This is a genomic window from Streptomyces sp. SCL15-4 (genome assembly GCF_033366695.1).
Taxonomy (GTDB): domain Bacteria; phylum Actinomycetota; class Actinomycetes; order Streptomycetales; family Streptomycetaceae; genus Streptomyces.
On the sequence record NZ_JAOBTQ010000001.1, the window covers coordinates 6,422,776 to 6,439,408 of the forward strand.

Here is a 16,633-nt window from a genome sequence, read left to right on the forward strand (position 1 = left end):
CTCGTGCGATCGGGCCGCGCTCGATGTCGGCGAGGTCACGTACGCTCGCAGGTGACGGACGACGCAGGGGCGGCCGAGAATGAGTGACCGGGAGAGGGAGGGGCCCACGTGCTCATCGACACCTACGGCCGGGTGGCCACCGACCTGAGGGTCTCGCTGACCGACCGGTGCAATCTGCGCTGCACCTACTGCATGCCCGAGGAGGGCCTGCAGTGGCTGGCCAAGCCGGACCTGCTCACGGACGACGAGATCGTCCGCCTCATCGACATCGCGGTCCGCACGCTCGGCATCGAGGAGGTCCGCTTCACCGGCGGCGAGCCCCTGCTGCGCCCGGGCCTGGTCGGCATCGTGGAGCGCGTCGCGGCCCTCGCACCGCGCCCCCGGATGTCCCTGACCACCAACGGCATCGGCCTGGTCCGCACCGCGACCGCCCTGAAGGCGGCCGGCCTGGACCGGGTCAACGTCTCCCTGGACACCCTCCGCCCGGACGTCTTCAAGACCCTCACCCGCCGCGACCGCCACCAGGACGTCCTGGACGGCCTGGCGGCGGCCCGCGAGGCCGGCCTGACCCCGGTCAAGGTCAACTCGGTCCTGATGCCGGGCCTGAACGACGACGAGGCCCCGGACCTGCTCGCCTGGGCGGTCGAGCACGACTACGAACTGCGGTTCATCGAGCAGATGCCGCTGGACGCCCAGCACGGCTGGAAGCGCGAGGGCATGGTCACCGCCGGGGACATCCTCACCTCGCTGCGCACCCGCTTCGACCTCACCGCCGAGGGCGCCGACGCGCGCGGCTCGGCCCCCGCGGAGCGCTGGCTGGTGGACGGCGGCCCGCACCGCGTCGGCGTGATCGCCTCGGTGACCCGCCCGTTCTGCGCGGCCTGCGACCGCACCCGCCTCACCGCCGACGGCCAGGTACGCACCTGCCTGTTCGCCACCGAGGAGACCGACCTCCGCGCGGCCCTGCGCTCCGGCGCCCCGGACGAGGAGATCGCCCGCGTCTGGAAGCTGGCGATGTGGGGCAAGAAGGCCGGAGCGGGCCTGGACGACCCCTCCTTCGTCCAGCCCGACCGCCCCATGTCGGCCATCGGCGGCTAGGTGTGCTGTCCGGACAGCACACCTAGGCCGCCGTCCCGCTCCCGGGCCGGCCGGTCAGACAGCGGGCGCCGACGGCGAGCCAGGCCGACAGGGCGAGCCACGCCAGCAGCCGGCAGGGGACGGCCACGGCGTCGATCCGGTGCTCCCCGGCGAGCTGGGCGGTCGCGGTGGCGTACATGCCCAGCGGGAAGACCACGCACCAGAGCGTGGGCTCGTAGGCGAACGGGACGCGGTGCCGCAGATGGCGCCAGACGCCCGCGGCCACCAGCGGCGGGATCAGGACGGTCGCCCAGACCCACAGCGCGACGACCGTCCCCGCGAGCGGGCCGCGAACCGGCCCGGGCAGCAGCTCCTCGTGGACCAGGAGCCGGGCGCCCGCCAGCGTGCTGATGGCCGCGGCGCCCATGGTGACCCAGTAGCTGGGCAGTGCCTGGGCGGGCCGGGGCGGGTGGTGCCGCAGCCGCCGCACGACGAGCGCGAGCGTGCCCGCGTACAGCGGCAGACCGGCGCCCCACAGCAGAAGGGCGACGGCGAGCCCCCAACGCGTGGCGGCGAGGCTCGTCAGCGTGAGCACGATGGCCTGCAAACCGACGGTGGCCAGGAACCAGATGCCGTCGGCCCGGCGCCGGACCGGCTCCGGCCCGGCGTGCCGGAGCCGGGCGGTCGCGCGGACGAGCCCCGCCCACACGACGACCGCGACCGCCAGCAGGACGCAGCCCGCGATCCGGCCCGGGCCCTCGGCCAGCCGGGTCGCAAGCACCCCGCTGGCCGCGACGAGCGTGTAGTGCCCGAACAGGCGTCCGGGATCGCGCAGTTCGGCGCGCAGCGCGCCCCGGTGGACGGCGGCCTTGACGCCGGCCGCCGCCAGCAGCGGCAGATACAGCGCCGCCGCGACGCCGAACAGTATCCCGGACACCGCGTGGGCGCCGGCCTGACCGAGTGCCCGGGAGACGATGCCGGTGGCCATGACGGGAGCGAAACACGCCGGCGGCAGGTCCCGGCACCGGTCGGACAGCCGTGCCCCCATCAGCGGCGCGCGAGCGTGTCCCGGTCCTGGCGGCGGCGCGGCCGGCCCGGCCCGGGGTGTGCGGCGGGCGGCCGCTGCCGGGTGCCGTTGGAGCGGTAGACGATGTAGGGGCGGGTCAGATAGCCCAGCGGCGCGGTGAAGGCGTGCACGAGACGGCTGAACGGCAGCAGGGCGAACAGGGCCAGGGCCAGCAGCGCGTGCACCTGGTAGGCGAGCGGGGCGTGGGCCATGGCGGACACGTCGGGGTCCAGGGTGAACAGCGAGCGGAACCACACCGAGACGCCCACCCGGTAGTCGTAGGGATGGGGCCGCAGGGTGGTGGCCGTGGCGGTCAGCCCGGCCAGCAGGACGCAGACCAGGAGCGGGTAGACGGCGCGGTCGCTGCGGCTGGTGGCGGCCCGCACGGCGGGCACGCGCAGGCGGCGGTACAGCAGGACGGCCAGACCGGCGAGGGTGGCCAGGCCCGCCGTGCCGCCGACGAACAGCGCGTTGGCGTGGTACAGCCACTCGTGCACACGCACCCGCTCGGTGAACGGCTCGGGAACGAGCAGGCCGATGACGTGCCCGGCCGCCACGAACAGCAGCCCGTAGTGGAACAGCGGGCCGCCGACCGACAGCAGCCGGTGCTCGTGGAGCTGGCTGGAGCGCGTGGTGAAGCCGAACCGGTCGTAGCGGTAGCGCCAGGCGGTGCCGGTGACCAGCACGGCGAGGACGAGGTAGGGGAGTACGCCCCAGAGGGCGATGTGCAGGTGGTTCACCGGGAGGTCTCCTGGTGGGGGCCGTGGGGGGATCGTGGGAGGTAGGGCAGGAGGCCGACCGTCTCCGCGGGCGGACCGGTGCGGGCGAGCCGGAGGGCCGCCTCACGGCTCGGCGGCCGGGGGCCGGGCAGGGCCCGGCAGACCGCCTCGACGACGTCCTCGTAGGGGCTGCGGTAGGCGGCCAGGGCGAAGCGGAGCAGTTCCAGGGCGGGCCGGTGCCCGGTCAGCAGCGGTGTCCCGGCCTCGGGGACGCGGGCGGCGAACTCCAGCAGCAGGGGCAGGAAGTCGGGCAGTTCGTCCTCGGCGGGCTGCCAGCCGTGCTCCCGGTAGAGGGCCTTGAGACGGGCCAGCGCGGTGCCCCGCCTGCGGGTGTCCCCGTCGGTGTAGTACGTCAGGTAGAGGCAGCGCCGGCGGCTGCGGTCGAAGGTGGCGACGTACCGGGCGGCCAGCGCCAGCGGATCGGTGCCCTCGACCCGGGCGCAGAACCGCAGCAGCAGACCGGTCCGGTCCCCGGACGAGGACTCCAGGGCCGCGCGCACGGTGCTCAACCGGCCGGGCCAGTCCTGGTCCGGATAGCCGAGCAGCAGGGACGCGGCCTGGAGGACGACGGGACGGCTCACCGCGCGCCGCCCCGGCCGCGCGGGAACAGACCCTCGGGACGGCCCTTGCCGTTCCAGTTCAGCAGGTTGACCCTGCCGCGCAGCGACGCCCCGGCGTGCTCCGGCTCCGGCCCGGCGGCGAGCGGGGCGTGGAAGGCGTCCGCCGCGTACATGCCGACCCCGCCGTCGCCGTCCAGACTGCACCCGGCGTCGAGGTCGTCGGCGGGCAGGGTGCCGGTGTAGCTGGTCGGGATGACATAGCGCTCGTCGTACTTGGCCAGGGCCAGCAGCCGGTACAGGGCCTCGATGCCGGTGGCGTCCATGCCGACGGCGCGGGCGATGGCCGGGTCCCGCTCCTCACCGAGGTTCAGTCGGCGCATATGGGTGCGCATCGCGGCCAGCCGGCACAACGCCGCCTCCACCGGCGCCGGATCGCCGGCGGTGAACAGTTCGGCGAGGTAGGCCACGGGGATGCGCAGCGAGTCGATGGCGGCGAACAGCTTGGCCGGGTCCTCCCCGTCGTGCCCGGTCGCGGTGAGCGACTCCACCACCGGCGACAGCGGCGGGACGTACCAGACCATGGGCAGGGTGCGGAACTCCGGATGCAGGGGCAGCGCCACCCGGTAGGTGCTGATCAGGGCGTGCACGGGGGAGCGGCGGGCGGCGGTGACCCAGTCGTGCGGGATCCCGGCCTCCTCCGCGGCGCGCGCGACAGCGGGGTCGTGCGGGTCGAGGAAGCAGCCCAGCTGAGCCTCGTACAGATCCTGTTCGCGTTCCGTGGCGGCGGCCTCGCCGACCTTGTCGGCGTCGTAGAGGAGCACGCCGAGGTAGCGCAGCCGGCCCACACAGGTCTCGGAGCAGACGGTGGGCTGTCCCGCCTCGATGCGCGGGTAGCACAGGGTGCACTTCTCGGCCTTGCCGGTGGCGTGGTTGAAGTACACCTTCTTGTACGGGCAGCCGGACACGCACATGCGCCAGCCGCGGCAGCGGTCCTGGTCGACCAGGACGATGCCGTCCTCGACGCGCTTGTACAGGGCCCCGGACGGGCACACGGCCACGCAGGACGGGTTGAGGCAGTGCTCGCAGATGCGCGGCAGGTAGAACATGAACGCCTGCTCGTACTCCAGGCGCACCTGCTCGTTCATCTTCCGCAGCACCGGGTCCCCGGCCAGGTGCTCGGGCCCGCCGCCCAGGTCGTCGTCCCAGTTCGGGCCCCAGGTCACCCGGGTCGGGCGGCCGTCGGCCAGGGAGCGGGGCGGCGCGGTGGGGACGTCGTCGCCGAGCGGGGCGGAGATCAGGTTCTCGTAGTCGTACGTCCACGGCTCGTAGTAGTCGGACAGGGACGGAAGTTCGGGGTTGGCGAACAGCCGGGCCAGCCGGCGGGCCCGCCCTCCGCTGCGCGGCACCAGCCGCCCGTGCTTGAGCCGCCAGCCGCCCTTCCACCTGTCCTGGTCCTCGTAGCCGCGCGGATAGCCCTGGCCGGGGCGGGTCTCGACGTTGTTGAACCACGCGTACTCGGTGCCCGACCGGTTGGTCCACGTCTGCTTGCAGGTGACCGAGCAGGTGTGGCAGCCGATGCACTTGTCCAGGTTCATCACCATGGCGATCTGTGCCATGACGCGCATGTCAGTACTCCACGTTCTGTGTACGCCGCCGGATGACGGTGATCGCGTCGCGCTGATTACCGGTGGGGCCGTAGTAGTTGGGAGCGAACGAGAGCTGGGCGTGGCCGCCGATCAGGTGGGTCGGCTTGATCAGCAGCCGGGTCAGGGCGTTGTGCACTCCGCCGCGGCGCCCGGTGGCCTCCGACTTGGGGACGTTCACCAGGCGTTCCTGGACGTGGTACATGAACACCGTGCCGGTGGGCATGCGGTGCGAGACGACCGCCCGGGCCACGACCACGCCGTTGGCGTTGTGGGCCTCGATCCAGTCGTTGTCCGCGACACCGATCGCCTCGGCGTCGGTGACGCTCATCCAGACGACCGGGCCGCCGCGGGCGAGGGTCTGCATCAGCAGGTTCTCCTGGTACTCGGAGTGGATCGACCACTTCGAGTGCGGCGTGAGGTACCGGACCGTCACCGACCGCGCGCCGTCGCCGTCCGTCCGCGGCCCCTCTCCCAGCGCCGCCAGGTCCAACGGTGGACGGTAGACCGGCAGTTGCTCGCCGTACTCGGCGATCCAGGGGTGGTCCAGATAGAAGTGCTGGCGTCCGGTGAGGGTGTGCCAGGGCTTGAGGTGCTCGGTGTTCACGGTGAAGGGCGAGTAGCGGCGGTCCGGACCCTCCTTGCCCGACCACTCGAAGCTCGCACCGACCTGCACCGGCCGGGCCTGGGTGTCGGAGAACGTGATGCGCCGCTCGGCCACCGACGCGGCCAGCCCGGCCAGGCCCGCGCCCGGTCCGCACCGCTCGGCGAGCCGCTCGAACCCCTCGGCGGCCAGCCGGCCGTTGGTCGTGCCGGACAGGGCGAGGATCGCCTCGCACAGCTTGACGTCGGTGTCCAGCAGGGGCCGTCCGCGCACCGCCTCGGAGGTGCCGGTGCCGCAGCGCGCGGCGAGCCGGCGCACCTCGGGCCCGGGCCGCACGGTCACCCCCTTCACCGTCATCCCGTCCCGCTCGGCCAGCGGCCCCAGCGCGGCGATCTGGTCGCCGAGGGCGGTGTAGTCCCGCCGTACGAGGGTCAGGCGCGGAGCGGTGGGCCCGTCGGGCGGGGCCTCGTCGGGGGTGTCGTGCTGGAGGGGGGTGGCCACCAGGTCGTAGCCGACGTCCAGCCGGCCCTCGGCCAGCCGGGCGACCTCGGCGGCCAGGCCGTGGAAGATCTCGAAGTCGGTGCGGGCCTGCCAGGGCGGGCTGATCGCCGGGGAGAACGCGTGCACATAGGGGTGCATGTCCGTGCTGGACAGGTCGTGCTTCTCGTACCAGGTCGCCGCGGGCAGCACCAGATCCGCGAACAGCGTCGTCGAGGTCATCCGGAAGTCGAGCGCGAGCAGCAGGTCGAGCTTGCCGCGCGGCGCCTCCTCCCGCCACGCCACGTCCCGGGGCCGGCACCCGGGCGGTGCCTCCTCGGCGCTCGCGTTGTCGGCCGCCCCCAGCAGGTGCCGCAGGAAGAACTCGTTGCCCTTGGCGGACGAGCCGATCAGATTGGCCCGCCACACGGTGAGCACCCGCGGCCAGTTGGCCGGGTCGTCCGGGTTCTCGACGGCGTAGGAGAGCCGGCCGGCGTCCCGTTCGGCGGCCACCCACGCCGCCGGGTCGGCGCCCGCCTCGTGGACGCGTCGCCCCAAGTCCAGCGGGTTGGCACCGAAGGTGGGGTACGACGGCATCCAGCCCTGGCGCGCGGAACGGGCCACGAGGTCCGCGGTGTGCAGCCCGCCGAGCGTCCCGGGCGCGGTCGGCGCGGCCAGCGCGTCCGCGGTGAATTTCTCGTACCGCCACTGGTCGGTGTGCAGGTACCAGTACGGCGTGCCCGCCATCTGCCGCGACGGGCGCACCCAGTCCGAGGCCGTCGCCAGCTGCTGCCAGCCCGCGTACGGACGCACCTTCTCCTGGCCGACGTAGTGCGCCCAGCCGCCGCCGTTGACGCCCTGGCAGCCGGTGAGCAGCAGCAGCGACAGGAACGACCGGTAGATCGTGTCCGAGTGGAACCAGTGGTTGGTGCCCGCGCCCATCACGATCATGCAGCGGCCCCGGGTCTGCTCCGCGGTCCGGGCGAACTCCCTCGCCGCCCGCACCACGGCACCCGCCGGCACGGAGGTGATCGCCTCCTGCCAGGCCGGCGTGCAGGGCGTGGAGGCGTCCTCGTACGAGGCGGGCCACTGCCCGTCCAGGCCCTCGCGGCCCACCCCGTACCGGGCCAGCAGCAGATCGAAGACGGTGGTCACCAGGCGCCCGCCGACGCGCAGCGCCGGCACCGACCGGGTCAGCGTGGCGCCCGGTTCGTCGAAGCGCGGCAGCACCACCCGTGCCGTCGTGGCCTCCGGCCGGCCGTGGCAGGTCAGCAGGGGCCGGATGCCGTCGAGACCGAGGTGCCAGCGGCCCTTGCCCGCCTCGCCCCAGCGGTCGCCCAGCGTGCCGGGGGGCACGGCCGGCCGGCCGGTCGCCGTGTCGAACACGACCGGCATCCAGCGCCGCGCCGCCGCCTCCGCGTCCCCGGCCAGATCCAGGTCACGGGCGGTCACGAAGGCGCCCGGCGTACCGCCCTCGGCCGTATCGCCGTCGAGGGCGACCAGGAAGGGCAGGTCGGTGAACCGCTGCACGTAGTCGGTGAAGTACGGCACCTGCCGGTCCACGAAGCACTCGCGCAGGATGACGTGGCCCATCGCCATGGCCAGCGCGCCGTCGGTGCCCGGATGGGGATGCAGCCACTCGTCGGCGAACTTCGTGGCGTCCGCGTAGTCCGGCGAGACCACCACCACCTTCTGTCCCCGGTAGCGGGCCTCCGCCATCCAGTGGGCGTCCGGCGTCCGGGTGACCGGCACGTTGGAACCCCACAGCATCAGATAGGCCGCGTCCCACCAGTCGCCCGACTCCGGTACGTCCGTCTGGTCGCCGAAGACCTGCGGCGAGGCGATCGGCAGATCCGCGTACCAGTCGTAGAACGACAGCATCGGCGCCCCGATCAGCGCGTGGAACCGCGCCCCGGCCGCGTGCGACGCCATCGACATCGCCGGGATCGGGGAGAAACCCGCGATCCGGTCCGGCCCGTACTCCTTGAGCGTGTGCACATGGGCGGCGGCGGCGATCTCCAGCGCCTCCTCCCAGCCGATGCGCACCAGGCCGCCCTTGCCGCGCGCGGACTGGTAGCGGCGCCGCTTGTCCGGGTCGCCGGTGATCTCCGCCCACGCCGCCACCGGATCACCGCCCAGGCGGCGCTTTGCATCCCGGAACATCTCCACCAGGACTCCGCGGGCATGCGGGTACTTCACCCGGGTCGGCGAGTACGTGTACCAGGAGAACGACGCCCCGCGCGGACAGCCCCGCGGTTCGTAGTCGGGCCGGTCCGGGCCCGCCGAGGGATAGTCCGTCGCCTGGGTCTCCCAGGTGATCAGGCCGTCCTTCACATACACCTGCCAGGAACACGATCCCGTGCAGTTCACTCCGTGTGTGGAGCGCACCACCTTGTCGTGTGCCCAACGGTCCCGGTACGGCTGGTCGTTGACCTGCTGGTCCGTACGGAGTACGGCTCGTCCTCCGGGCGTGGTCGGCGCCCGTCGCAATAACTGTCCGGCCGCGAAAAGCCGTTCGGCCGCATCCGAAGCAATCCGCTCCGCCTTCGCCCTGCCACGTCCCACGCCCTCGGGCTCCCCTCGGGATCCGGTTGCCGGAGTGGTCGGCTCCGGCACGCACCTGTCGGTGAACGGGGCCAGAGTGCTCCCGGCACGCTCGCGCGGTGGCGCTCTTTTTCGCCGCTTGGGGCTACCGAGAACTTGTTTTTCTTGCGCTTTGCAATGGTTCGTGGCGGACGAAAGAGAGACGACCCGACGTTGGTGTCCGCGTTACGCGCCGTTGGGCAAGGACGCATGACAGGGTCCTATGACAGAGGACGCGCTCCTCGCCGCAGCCGCAGCCGCAGCCGCAGCCGCAGGCCCTCGTTACGCCCCGGACTCCTCGGCGGCCCGCCACTCCTCGAAAGGGACCACGTCCTTCAAAAATCCCCGCACCCCGAGGAACTGCGACAGGTGCTCGCGGTGGGCCGCGCAGGCCAGCCAGGTCTTGCGCCGCTCGGGCGTGTGGACCTTGGGGTTGTTCCAGGCCAGCACCCACTCGGCGGCGGCACGGCAGCCCTTGGCCGAGCAGATCGGGGTCTCGTCACTCACGTTTTCGTCTCGGTTCGTCTCATCGAGGGGCGGAAAACAGGGGAAAAGAAGGGCGGAAAACAAGGCGACGCCGGGCAGCCACGGGGGGAGCTGCCCGGCGTCGGTCCGTCGCTCCGACGGGGGATGCGGAGCGCCTACGCAGTATGTCACGGGTACCCCGTCGCCCGGGACCGGAACAGCTAGATTGATCTGAGGTTTTCTTGAGCTGCCAGGTGGCCGCCCCGGCGGTCCCGGCGTCCGCCGTGCTCAGACCGGGTCGGGACGCTCGCCGCCCGCCCCGGCCGTCTGGTTCGTCGGCACGTCGCGCGGCGCGGAATCCCGTACGGAGTCCCTGCGCTCCTCCTCGGCCGGCGCGGCGGCGATCATCGGACGCATCGGCGTGGTGACGAACGTGGAGGGAAGCGTGGGCGGCCGTTCGCGGCCCGCGTTGGCGATCACCACGGCGACATAGGGCAGCAGCGCGCCGAGCACGAGCGCCACGATCGCGACGTACCGCTCGACGTTCCACAGCGAGACCGCGAGGATCACCGACACGGTGCGGACCGCCATCGAGATCACATACCGGCGCTGCCGGCCCCGGACATCCTCGGCGAGTCCCGTCCGGGCGCCCGTGATCCGGAACACCTGGACGCCGCCGCCGTGCTGTTTCCGCATCACCATTCACCATCCGCCCGCATCGGACCCGTCCCGGCCCGCACCCTCGTCCGAAAACCCGGCCGGGCCATCCCCCACGTTACGCCGCTCCCGCGCCGCCTTCGAGGCCGGGTCGCCTCCCGCCTGCGGCGACGTCGCCGGGCCGGGACGCGTACGGGGCAGGCCGACATGCGCGGTCCGGCGCGGCGCACCACACTGGCCCTAATGCTCACGTCGAGCCGTACGAGGAGGCAGCCATGGGCTGGTTGTGGGCGATCATCGTGGGATTGGTGCTGGGCGTCATCGCCAAGGCGATCATCCCGGGCAAGCAGCACAGCCCGCTCTGGCTCACCACCATCTGCGGCATCCTGGGTGCCGTCGTGGGCAACGCGATCGCCCGCGCGGTCGGCGTGTCGGAGACCCGGGGCATCGACTGGAGCCGGCACATCTTCCAGCTGGTCGCGGCGATCGTCATCGTCGCGGCCGTCGACGCCCTCTACCTGGCGACGCTCGGCAAGAGGAAGCACCGGGCCCGGGTGTAAGGAGCGCGGGCAAGCCCGTCACGGTTCGCCCCGTCACGGCCTCCCGCGCCCCCCACGGCGCTACGGCGTCAGCCGGCGACGATCTCCACCGCGGCCAGGTTCTTCTTCCCGCGCCGCAGCACCAGCCACCGCCCGTGCAGCAGGTCCCCGGAGTCCGGGACGAAGTCCTCCGCGGTGACCTTCACGTTGTTGACGTAGGCCCCGCCCTCCTTCACCGTCCGCCGGGCCGCGGACTTGCTGGGGACCAGGCCGACCTCGGCGAGCAGATCGACCACCGGGGCCGGCGCGGAGACCCGCGCGTGCGGCACCTCCGACAGCGCCGCGGCCAGCGTCCGCTCGTCCAGCTCCGCCAGCTCGCCCTGGCCGAACAGCGCCTTGGACGCGGCGATCACCGCGGCCGTCTGGCCGGCGCCGTGCACCAGCGTGGTCAGCTCCTCGGCGAGCGCCCGCTGCGCCGCCCGGGCCTGCGGACGCTCCTCGGTCTGCCGCTCCAGCTCCTGGAGTTCCTCGCGGGACTTGAAGGACAGGATGCGCAGGTAGCGGGAGATGTCCCGGTCGTCCACGTTCAGCCAGAACTGGTAGAACGCGTACGGCGTCGTCATCTCCGGGTCGAGCCAGACGGCGCCGCCCTCGGTCTTGCCGAACTTGGTGCCGTCCGCCTTGGTCATCAGCGGGGTGGCCAGGGCGTGCACCGAGGCGTCCGGCTCCAGCCGGTGGATCAGGTCCAGACCGGCCGTGAGGTTGCCCCACTGGTCGCTGCCGCCCTGCTGGAGCGTGCAGCCGTAGCGCCGGTACAGCTCGAGGAAGTCCATGCCCTGGAGGAGCTGGTAGCTGAACTCGGTGTAGCTGATGCCCTGGTCGGACTCCAGGCGGCGGGCCACGGAGTCCTTCGTCAGCATCTTGTTGACGCGGAAGTGCTTGCCGATGTCCCGCAGGAACTCGATCGCGGAGAGGCCGGCGGTCCAGTCCAGGTTGTTGACCATGACCGCCGCGTTCTCGCCCTCGAAGGACAGGAACGGTTCGATCTGGCCGCGCAGCCGGTCCACCCAGCCGGCCACCGTCTCCGGGTCGTTCAGCGTGCGCTCGGCCGTCGGGCGCGGATCGCCGATCAGGCCCGTGGCGCCGCCGACCAGCGCCAGCGGCCGGTGCCCGGCCTGCTGGAGCCGGCGCACGGTGAGCACCTGCACCAGATGCCCCACGTGCAGCGACGGCGCCGTCGGGTCGAAACCGCAATAGAACGTGACGGGACCGTCCGCGAGCGCCTTGCGCAATGCGTCCTCGTCGGTGGACAGGGCGAACAGCCCGCGCCACTTCAGCTCGTCGACGATGTCCGTCACGGTTCTCGTGTCTCCTCGATGATCTTCCGGCAGCCGGGTGACACCCGACCACGAACGCCTACGAGGTTATACGCCCTGGCTGACAGAGCTCATGTTGAAATCCGGGACCCGCAGCGCGGGCATCGCGGCCCGGGTGAACCAGTCGCTCCACTCGCGCGGCAGCGTCTTCTGCGTCCGCCCGGCCTCGGTGGCCCGGCCCAGCAGGTCCACCGGCGACTCGTTGAACCGGAAGTTGTTCACCTGCCCGGTCACCTCGCCGTTCTCCACCAGGTAGACACCGTCCCGGGTCAGGCCGGTCAGCAGCAGGGTCGCCGGATCGACCTCGCGGATGTACCACAGGCAGGTCAGCAGCAGCCCGCGCTCGGTGTCCGCGACCATCTGCTCCAGCGAGCGGTCGCCGCCGCCGTCCAGGATCAGGTTGCCGAGCGCGGGAGCGACCGGGAGTCCGGTCAGGTCCGCGCTGTGCCGGGTCGTCGTCAGGTGCTTCAGCACGCCCTGGCCGACCCATTCGGTGGGGTGCGTGGGCAGCCCGTTGTCGAACACGGACAGATCGCCGCCGGAGGAGTGGGCGATCACGAAGGGCGGGCACTCCAGCCCCGGCTCGTCCGGGTCGCTGCGCAGGGTCAGCGGCAGCTCCGTAAGCCGCTCGCCGATCCGGGTGCCGCCGCCCGGCTTGGAGAACACCGTCCGCCCCTCGGCCGCGTCCCGGCCGGAGGCGGACCACAGCTGGTAGATCAGCAGGTCCGCGACCGCGGTCGGCGGCAGCAGGGTCTCGTACCGGCCCGCGGGCAGCTCCACGCGCCGCTCGGCCCAGCCGAGCCGTACGGCCAGCTCGGCGTCGAGGGCGCCGGGGTCGACGTCCTTGAAGTCCCGGGTGGACCGGCCGGCCCAGGCCGAGCGGGTGCGGTCGGGGGACTTGGCGTTCAGCTCCAGCGTGCCGGTGGGCTGGTCGTGCCGCAGGCGCAGCCCGGTGGAGGTGCCCATGTACGTCGACACCAGCTCGTGGTTGGCGAAACCGTACAGCTCCCGGCCGCCCGCACGCGCGCGTGCGAAGGCCTCGCCGAGCGCCGGCGCGAAGTCGGCGAACACCGCGGAGGAGGTCTCGGCGGGCGCGTCCGTGAAGTCGGGGGACTGCGGCACACCGCCGACCAGCGGCCGCGCGTCCTCGGCGGGACCGGCGCCGCGCGCGGCGGCCTCGGCGGACCGCACCAGCGGCTCCAGTTCCTCCGCGGTGACCGCCGACCGGGACACCACCCCCGAGGCGGTGCCCTCCTTGCCGTCCACGGTCGCGATCACGGTGAGCGTACGGCCGCGGGTCACCCCGTTGGTGGTGAGCGCGTTGCCCGCCCAGCGCAGGTTGGCGGTGGAGTGCTCGTCGGCGATGACGACACAGCCGTCGGCGCGGGAGAGGGCCAGCGCCTGCTCGACGATCTCGTGCGGCTTGCGGGTACGGGCGCTCATCGGCCGGCCTCCTGCGTGGTGTTGAGGATGTTGACGCCCTTGAACAGGGCCGACGGGCAGCCGTGGGACACGGCGGCGACCTGGCCCGGCTGGGCCTTGCCGCAGTTGAAGGCGCCGCCGAGGACATAGGTCCCCGGTCCGCCGACCGCGGCCATCGAGCCCCAGAAGTCGGTCGTCGTGGCCTGGTAGGCGACGTCCTTCAGCTGACCGGTGATCCGCCCGTTCTCGATCCTGAAGAAGCGCTGGCCGGTGAACTGGAAGTTGTACCGCTGCATGTCGATCGACCAGGACCGGTCGCCGACGACGTAGATGCCCCGGTCCACGCCTCCGATCAGGTCCTCCGTGGACAGCCCGGCGGGGTCCGGCCGCAGCGAGACGTTGGCCATGCGCTGCACCGGCACATGGGCGGGCGAGTCGGCGTACGCGCACCCGTTGGACCGCTCGAACCCGGTCAGCCGCGCGATCCGCCGGTCCAGCTGGTAGCCGACCAGCGTGCCGTCCTTCACCAGGTCCCAGGACTGCGCCTGGACGCCCTCGTCGTCGTAGCCGATGGTCGCCAGGCCGTGCTCGGCGGTGCGGTCGCCGGTGACGTTCATCAGCTCGGAGCCGTACCGCAGCCTGCCGAGCTGGTCGAAGGTGGCGAAGGAGGTGCCGGCGTAGGCGGCCTCGTAGCCGAGGGCACGGTCCAGCTCGGTGGCGTGGCCGATGGACTCGTGGATGGTCAGCCACAGGTTGGACGGGTCGACCACCAGGTCGTACAGCCCCGGTTCCACGCTGGGCGCCCGCATCTTCTCGGCGAGCAGCTCCGGGATCCGCGCCAGCTCGTCGTCCCAGTCCCAGCCGGTCCCGGTCAGGTACTCCCAGCCGCGCCCCACCGGCGGTGCCAGGGTGCGCATGGAGTCGAACTCGCCGCTCGCCTCGTCGACCGAGACGGCGGTCAGCTGCGGGTGCAGCCGTACCCGCTGCTGGGTGGTCACCGTCCCGGCCGTGTCCGCGTAGAACTTGTTCTCGTGCACGGTGAGCAGCGAGGCGTCGACGTGGTCGACGCCGGGCGCGGCCAGCAGCCGGGCGCTCCACTGCGCGAGCAGCGCGGACTTCTCCTCGTCGGGCACCGCGAACGGGTCGATCTCGTACGAGGAGATCCACGTCTTGTCGGAGTGCACCGGCTCGTCGGCCAGCTCCACGCGTTCGTCGGAGCCGGCGGCCTTGATCACCTGTGCGGACAGCTTGGCCATGGCCACCGCCTGCGAGGCGACCCGGGCGGCGGCGTCCATGGTCAGGTCCACCCCGGACGCGAAGCCCCACGTGCCGCCGTGCACCACCCGGACCGCGTACCCGAGGTCGGTGATGTCCGACGATCCGGCGAGCCGCGCGTCCCGCAGCCGCCAGGAGGCGCTGCGCACCCGCTCGAACCGGAAGTCCGCGTGCTCGGCCCCCAGCGCACGCGCGCGCGCCAGCGCGGCGTCGGCGAGGGCCCGTAGGGGAAGCGCCGTGAAGGCTTCGTCGATGGAATGAGGCACGGAGGTCTCCCTGCTGTCGTGGCCTGTCGCGTCCGATCATGTCCCGGGACCGGCCCGGCGGACCACAGGTTTGGGGCCCCGGCGACCGCATTCTGTAGGGACCCGACAGCGACACCCGCGCGCCACTGTCGGTGCCCGCTTGTCCTGGGACGCGACGGTACCGATAGGTTTCCGATGAAGCCGCCTGTCGCCCAGGAGTCCGGGCGGATGTGTAAGACCGCTATCGAAAGGGTGATCCGTTGAGCCGCTCGGTTCTCGTCACCGGAGGCAACCGGGGCATCGGCCTCGCCATCGCCCGCGCTTTCGCCGACGCCGGCGACAAGGTCGCGATCACGTACCGCTCGGGTGAGCCGCCGGCCGGCTTCCTGGCCGTCAAGTGCGACATCACCGACCCGGAGCAGGTGGAGCAGGCCTACAAGGAGATCGAGGACCGGCACGGTCCGGTCGAGGTCCTGGTCGCCAACGCCGGCGTCACCAAGGACCAGCTCCTGATGCGCATGTCCGAGGAGGACTTCACCTCGGTCATCGACACCAACCTCACCGGCACCTTCCGGGTCGTCAAGCGCGCCAACCGCGGCATGCTGCGGGCCAAGAAGGGCCGCGTCGTCCTGATCTCGTCCGTGGTCGGCCTGCTCGGCTCGGCGGGACAGGCGAACTACGCCGCCTCCAAGGCCGCGCTGGTCGGCTTCGCGCGTTCCCTCGCCCGGGAGCTGGGCTCGCGCAACATCACCTTCAACGTCGTCGCGCCCGGTTTCGTCGACACCGACATGACCAAGGTGCTCAGCGACGAACAGCGCCAGGGCATCGTCGCGCAGGTACCGCTCGGCCGGTACGCGCAGCCGGAGGAGATCGCCGCGGCGGTGCGCTTCCTCGCGTCCGACGACGCCTCGTACATCACTGGAGCCGTCATCCCGGTTGACGGCGGACTGGGAATGGGTCACTGATCACCATGAGCGGAATCCTCGAGGGCAAGCGCGTCCTGATCACCGGTGTGCTGATGGAGTCCTCCATCGCCTTCCACGCCGCCAAGCTGGCCCAGGAGCAGGGCGCCGAGATCATCCTGACCGCGTTCCCGCGGCCCACGCTGACCGAGCGCATCGCCAAGAAGCTGCCGAAGCCGACCAAGGTCATCGAGCTGGACGTCACCAACGAGGAGCACCTCGGGCGCCTCGCGGACGTCGTCGGCGAGGAGCTGGGCGGCCTGGACGGCGTCGTGCACTCCATCGGCTTCGCGCCGCAGGACGCGCTCGGCGGCAACTTCCTCAACACGCCGTTCGAGTCGGTCGCCACCGCCATGCACGTCTCGGCGTTCTCCCTGAAGTCGCTGACCATGGCCTGCCTGCCGCTGATGCAGAACGGCGGCTCGGTCGTCGGCCTCACCTTCGACGCGCAGTACGCCTGGCCGCAGTACGACTGGATGGGCCCGGCCAAGGCCGCCCTGGAGGCCGTCAACCGCTACATGGCGCGCGACCTGGGCAAGCAGAACATCCGCTGCAACCTGATCTCGGCGGGCCCGATCGGCTCCATGGCCGCCAAGTCCATCCCGGGCTTCAGCGACCTGGCCTCCGTGTGGGACACGCGTTCGCCGCTGGAGTGGGACCTGAAGGACCCCGAGCCGGCCGGCCGCGGCATCGTCGCGCTGCTGAGCGACTGGTTCCCGAAGACCACGGGCGAGATCATCCACGTCGACGGCGGTCTGCACGCCATCGGCGCCTGAGCTTCCCCGGTCCGCACCGACGCCCCGTTTCCCGCCGCGCGCGGGGAGTGGGGCGTCGGCCGTTGGCCGCCGGGTGCCGGGTGCCGGGTGCCGGGTGCGGGGTGCGGGGTGCCGGTGTGTGGGGGTG

The 16,633-nt window shown here is 72.3% G+C and carries 14 protein-coding genes; 4 read left to right on the top strand and 10 right to left on the bottom strand.

Annotated elements, in window-relative coordinates:
• Positions 1-108: 108 nt before the first annotated feature.
• On the top strand, positions 109-1,098 hold the full coding sequence (moaA, locus tag SCK26_RS28795; protein ID WP_318204249.1) for a GTP 3',8-cyclase MoaA: 990 nt from the start codon (positions 109-111) through the stop codon (positions 1,096-1,098).
• A gap of 22 nt (positions 1,099-1,120) precedes the next feature.
• On the opposite strand, the gene SCK26_RS28800 is transcribed toward moaA, so the two are convergent.
• The 7 genes from SCK26_RS28800 to SCK26_RS28830 all read right to left on the bottom strand — a co-directional run bounded on the left by SCK26_RS28800 (position 1,121) and on the right by SCK26_RS28830 (position 9,950).
• Entirely contained in the window at positions 1,121-2,125 is a 1,005-nt protein-coding gene (locus SCK26_RS28800) for a tellurite resistance/C4-dicarboxylate transporter family protein (protein WP_318204250.1), read from the bottom strand.
• Entirely contained in the window at positions 2,125-2,883 is a 759-nt protein-coding gene (narI, locus tag SCK26_RS28805; protein WP_318204251.1) for a respiratory nitrate reductase subunit gamma, read from the bottom strand. Before narI ends, SCK26_RS28800 begins: the two co-directional genes overlap by 1 nt.
• Positions 2,880-3,503, bottom strand: coding sequence for a nitrate reductase molybdenum cofactor assembly chaperone (gene narJ / locus SCK26_RS28810; RefSeq protein ID WP_318204252.1), 624 nt, complete (start codon positions 3,501-3,503; stop codon positions 2,880-2,882). The genes narI and narJ overlap by 4 nt, the downstream gene beginning before the upstream one ends.
• Positions 3,500-5,107, bottom strand: coding sequence for a nitrate reductase subunit beta (narH, locus tag SCK26_RS28815; protein WP_318204253.1), 1,608 nt, complete (start codon positions 5,105-5,107; stop codon positions 3,500-3,502). The genes narJ and narH overlap by 4 nt, the downstream gene beginning before the upstream one ends.
• A gap of 1 nt (position 5,108) precedes the next feature.
• Positions 5,109-8,771, bottom strand: coding sequence for a nitrate reductase subunit alpha (locus SCK26_RS28820; protein ID WP_318204254.1), 3,663 nt, complete (start codon positions 8,769-8,771; stop codon positions 5,109-5,111).
• 300 nt (positions 8,772-9,071) lie between these two features.
• Positions 9,072-9,296, bottom strand: a complete 225-nt coding sequence (locus SCK26_RS28825) for a hypothetical protein (protein ID WP_318204255.1) — start codon at positions 9,294-9,296, stop codon at positions 9,072-9,074.
• 246 nt (positions 9,297-9,542) lie between these two features.
• Complete coding sequence (locus tag SCK26_RS28830) at positions 9,543-9,950, bottom strand: DUF3099 domain-containing protein (RefSeq protein WP_318204256.1); 408 nt, start codon at positions 9,948-9,950, stop codon at positions 9,543-9,545.
• 236 nt (positions 9,951-10,186) lie between these two features.
• On the opposite strand from SCK26_RS28830, the gene SCK26_RS28835 reads away from it, so the two are divergent.
• The gene (locus SCK26_RS28835; protein ID WP_318204257.1) at positions 10,187-10,471 is read left to right on the top strand and encodes a GlsB/YeaQ/YmgE family stress response membrane protein; all 285 of its coding nucleotides are present in this window, start codon (positions 10,187-10,189) and stop codon (positions 10,469-10,471) included.
• 68 nt (positions 10,472-10,539) lie between these two features.
• Here the strand turns inward: SCK26_RS28835 and tyrS are convergent, their stop codons facing one another.
• The 3 genes from tyrS to SCK26_RS28850 all read right to left on the bottom strand — a co-directional run bounded on the left by tyrS (position 10,540) and on the right by SCK26_RS28850 (position 14,789).
• Entirely contained in the window at positions 10,540-11,808 is a 1,269-nt protein-coding gene (gene tyrS / locus SCK26_RS28840) for a tyrosine--tRNA ligase (protein WP_318204258.1), read from the bottom strand.
• 66 nt (positions 11,809-11,874) lie between these two features.
• Positions 11,875-13,269: a TldD/PmbA family protein gene (locus SCK26_RS28845; protein WP_318204259.1), complete on the bottom strand. Its 1,395-nt coding sequence runs from the start codon at positions 13,267-13,269 to the stop codon at positions 11,875-11,877.
• Complete coding sequence (locus tag SCK26_RS28850; protein ID WP_318204260.1) at positions 13,266-14,789, bottom strand: TldD/PmbA family protein; 1,524 nt, start codon at positions 14,787-14,789, stop codon at positions 13,266-13,268. Before SCK26_RS28850 ends, SCK26_RS28845 begins: the two co-directional genes overlap by 4 nt.
• Positions 14,790-15,028: 239 nt before the next feature.
• On the opposite strand from SCK26_RS28850, the gene fabG reads away from it, so the two are divergent.
• Positions 15,029-15,733: a 3-oxoacyl-[acyl-carrier-protein] reductase gene (fabG, locus tag SCK26_RS28855; protein ID WP_318204261.1), complete on the top strand. Its 705-nt coding sequence runs from the start codon at positions 15,029-15,031 to the stop codon at positions 15,731-15,733.
• A gap of 5 nt (positions 15,734-15,738) precedes the next feature.
• Positions 15,739-16,506, top strand: coding sequence for an enoyl-ACP reductase FabI (gene fabI / locus SCK26_RS28860; protein WP_318204262.1), 768 nt, complete (start codon positions 15,739-15,741; stop codon positions 16,504-16,506).
• The last annotated feature ends 127 nt before the right edge of the window (positions 16,507-16,633 follow it).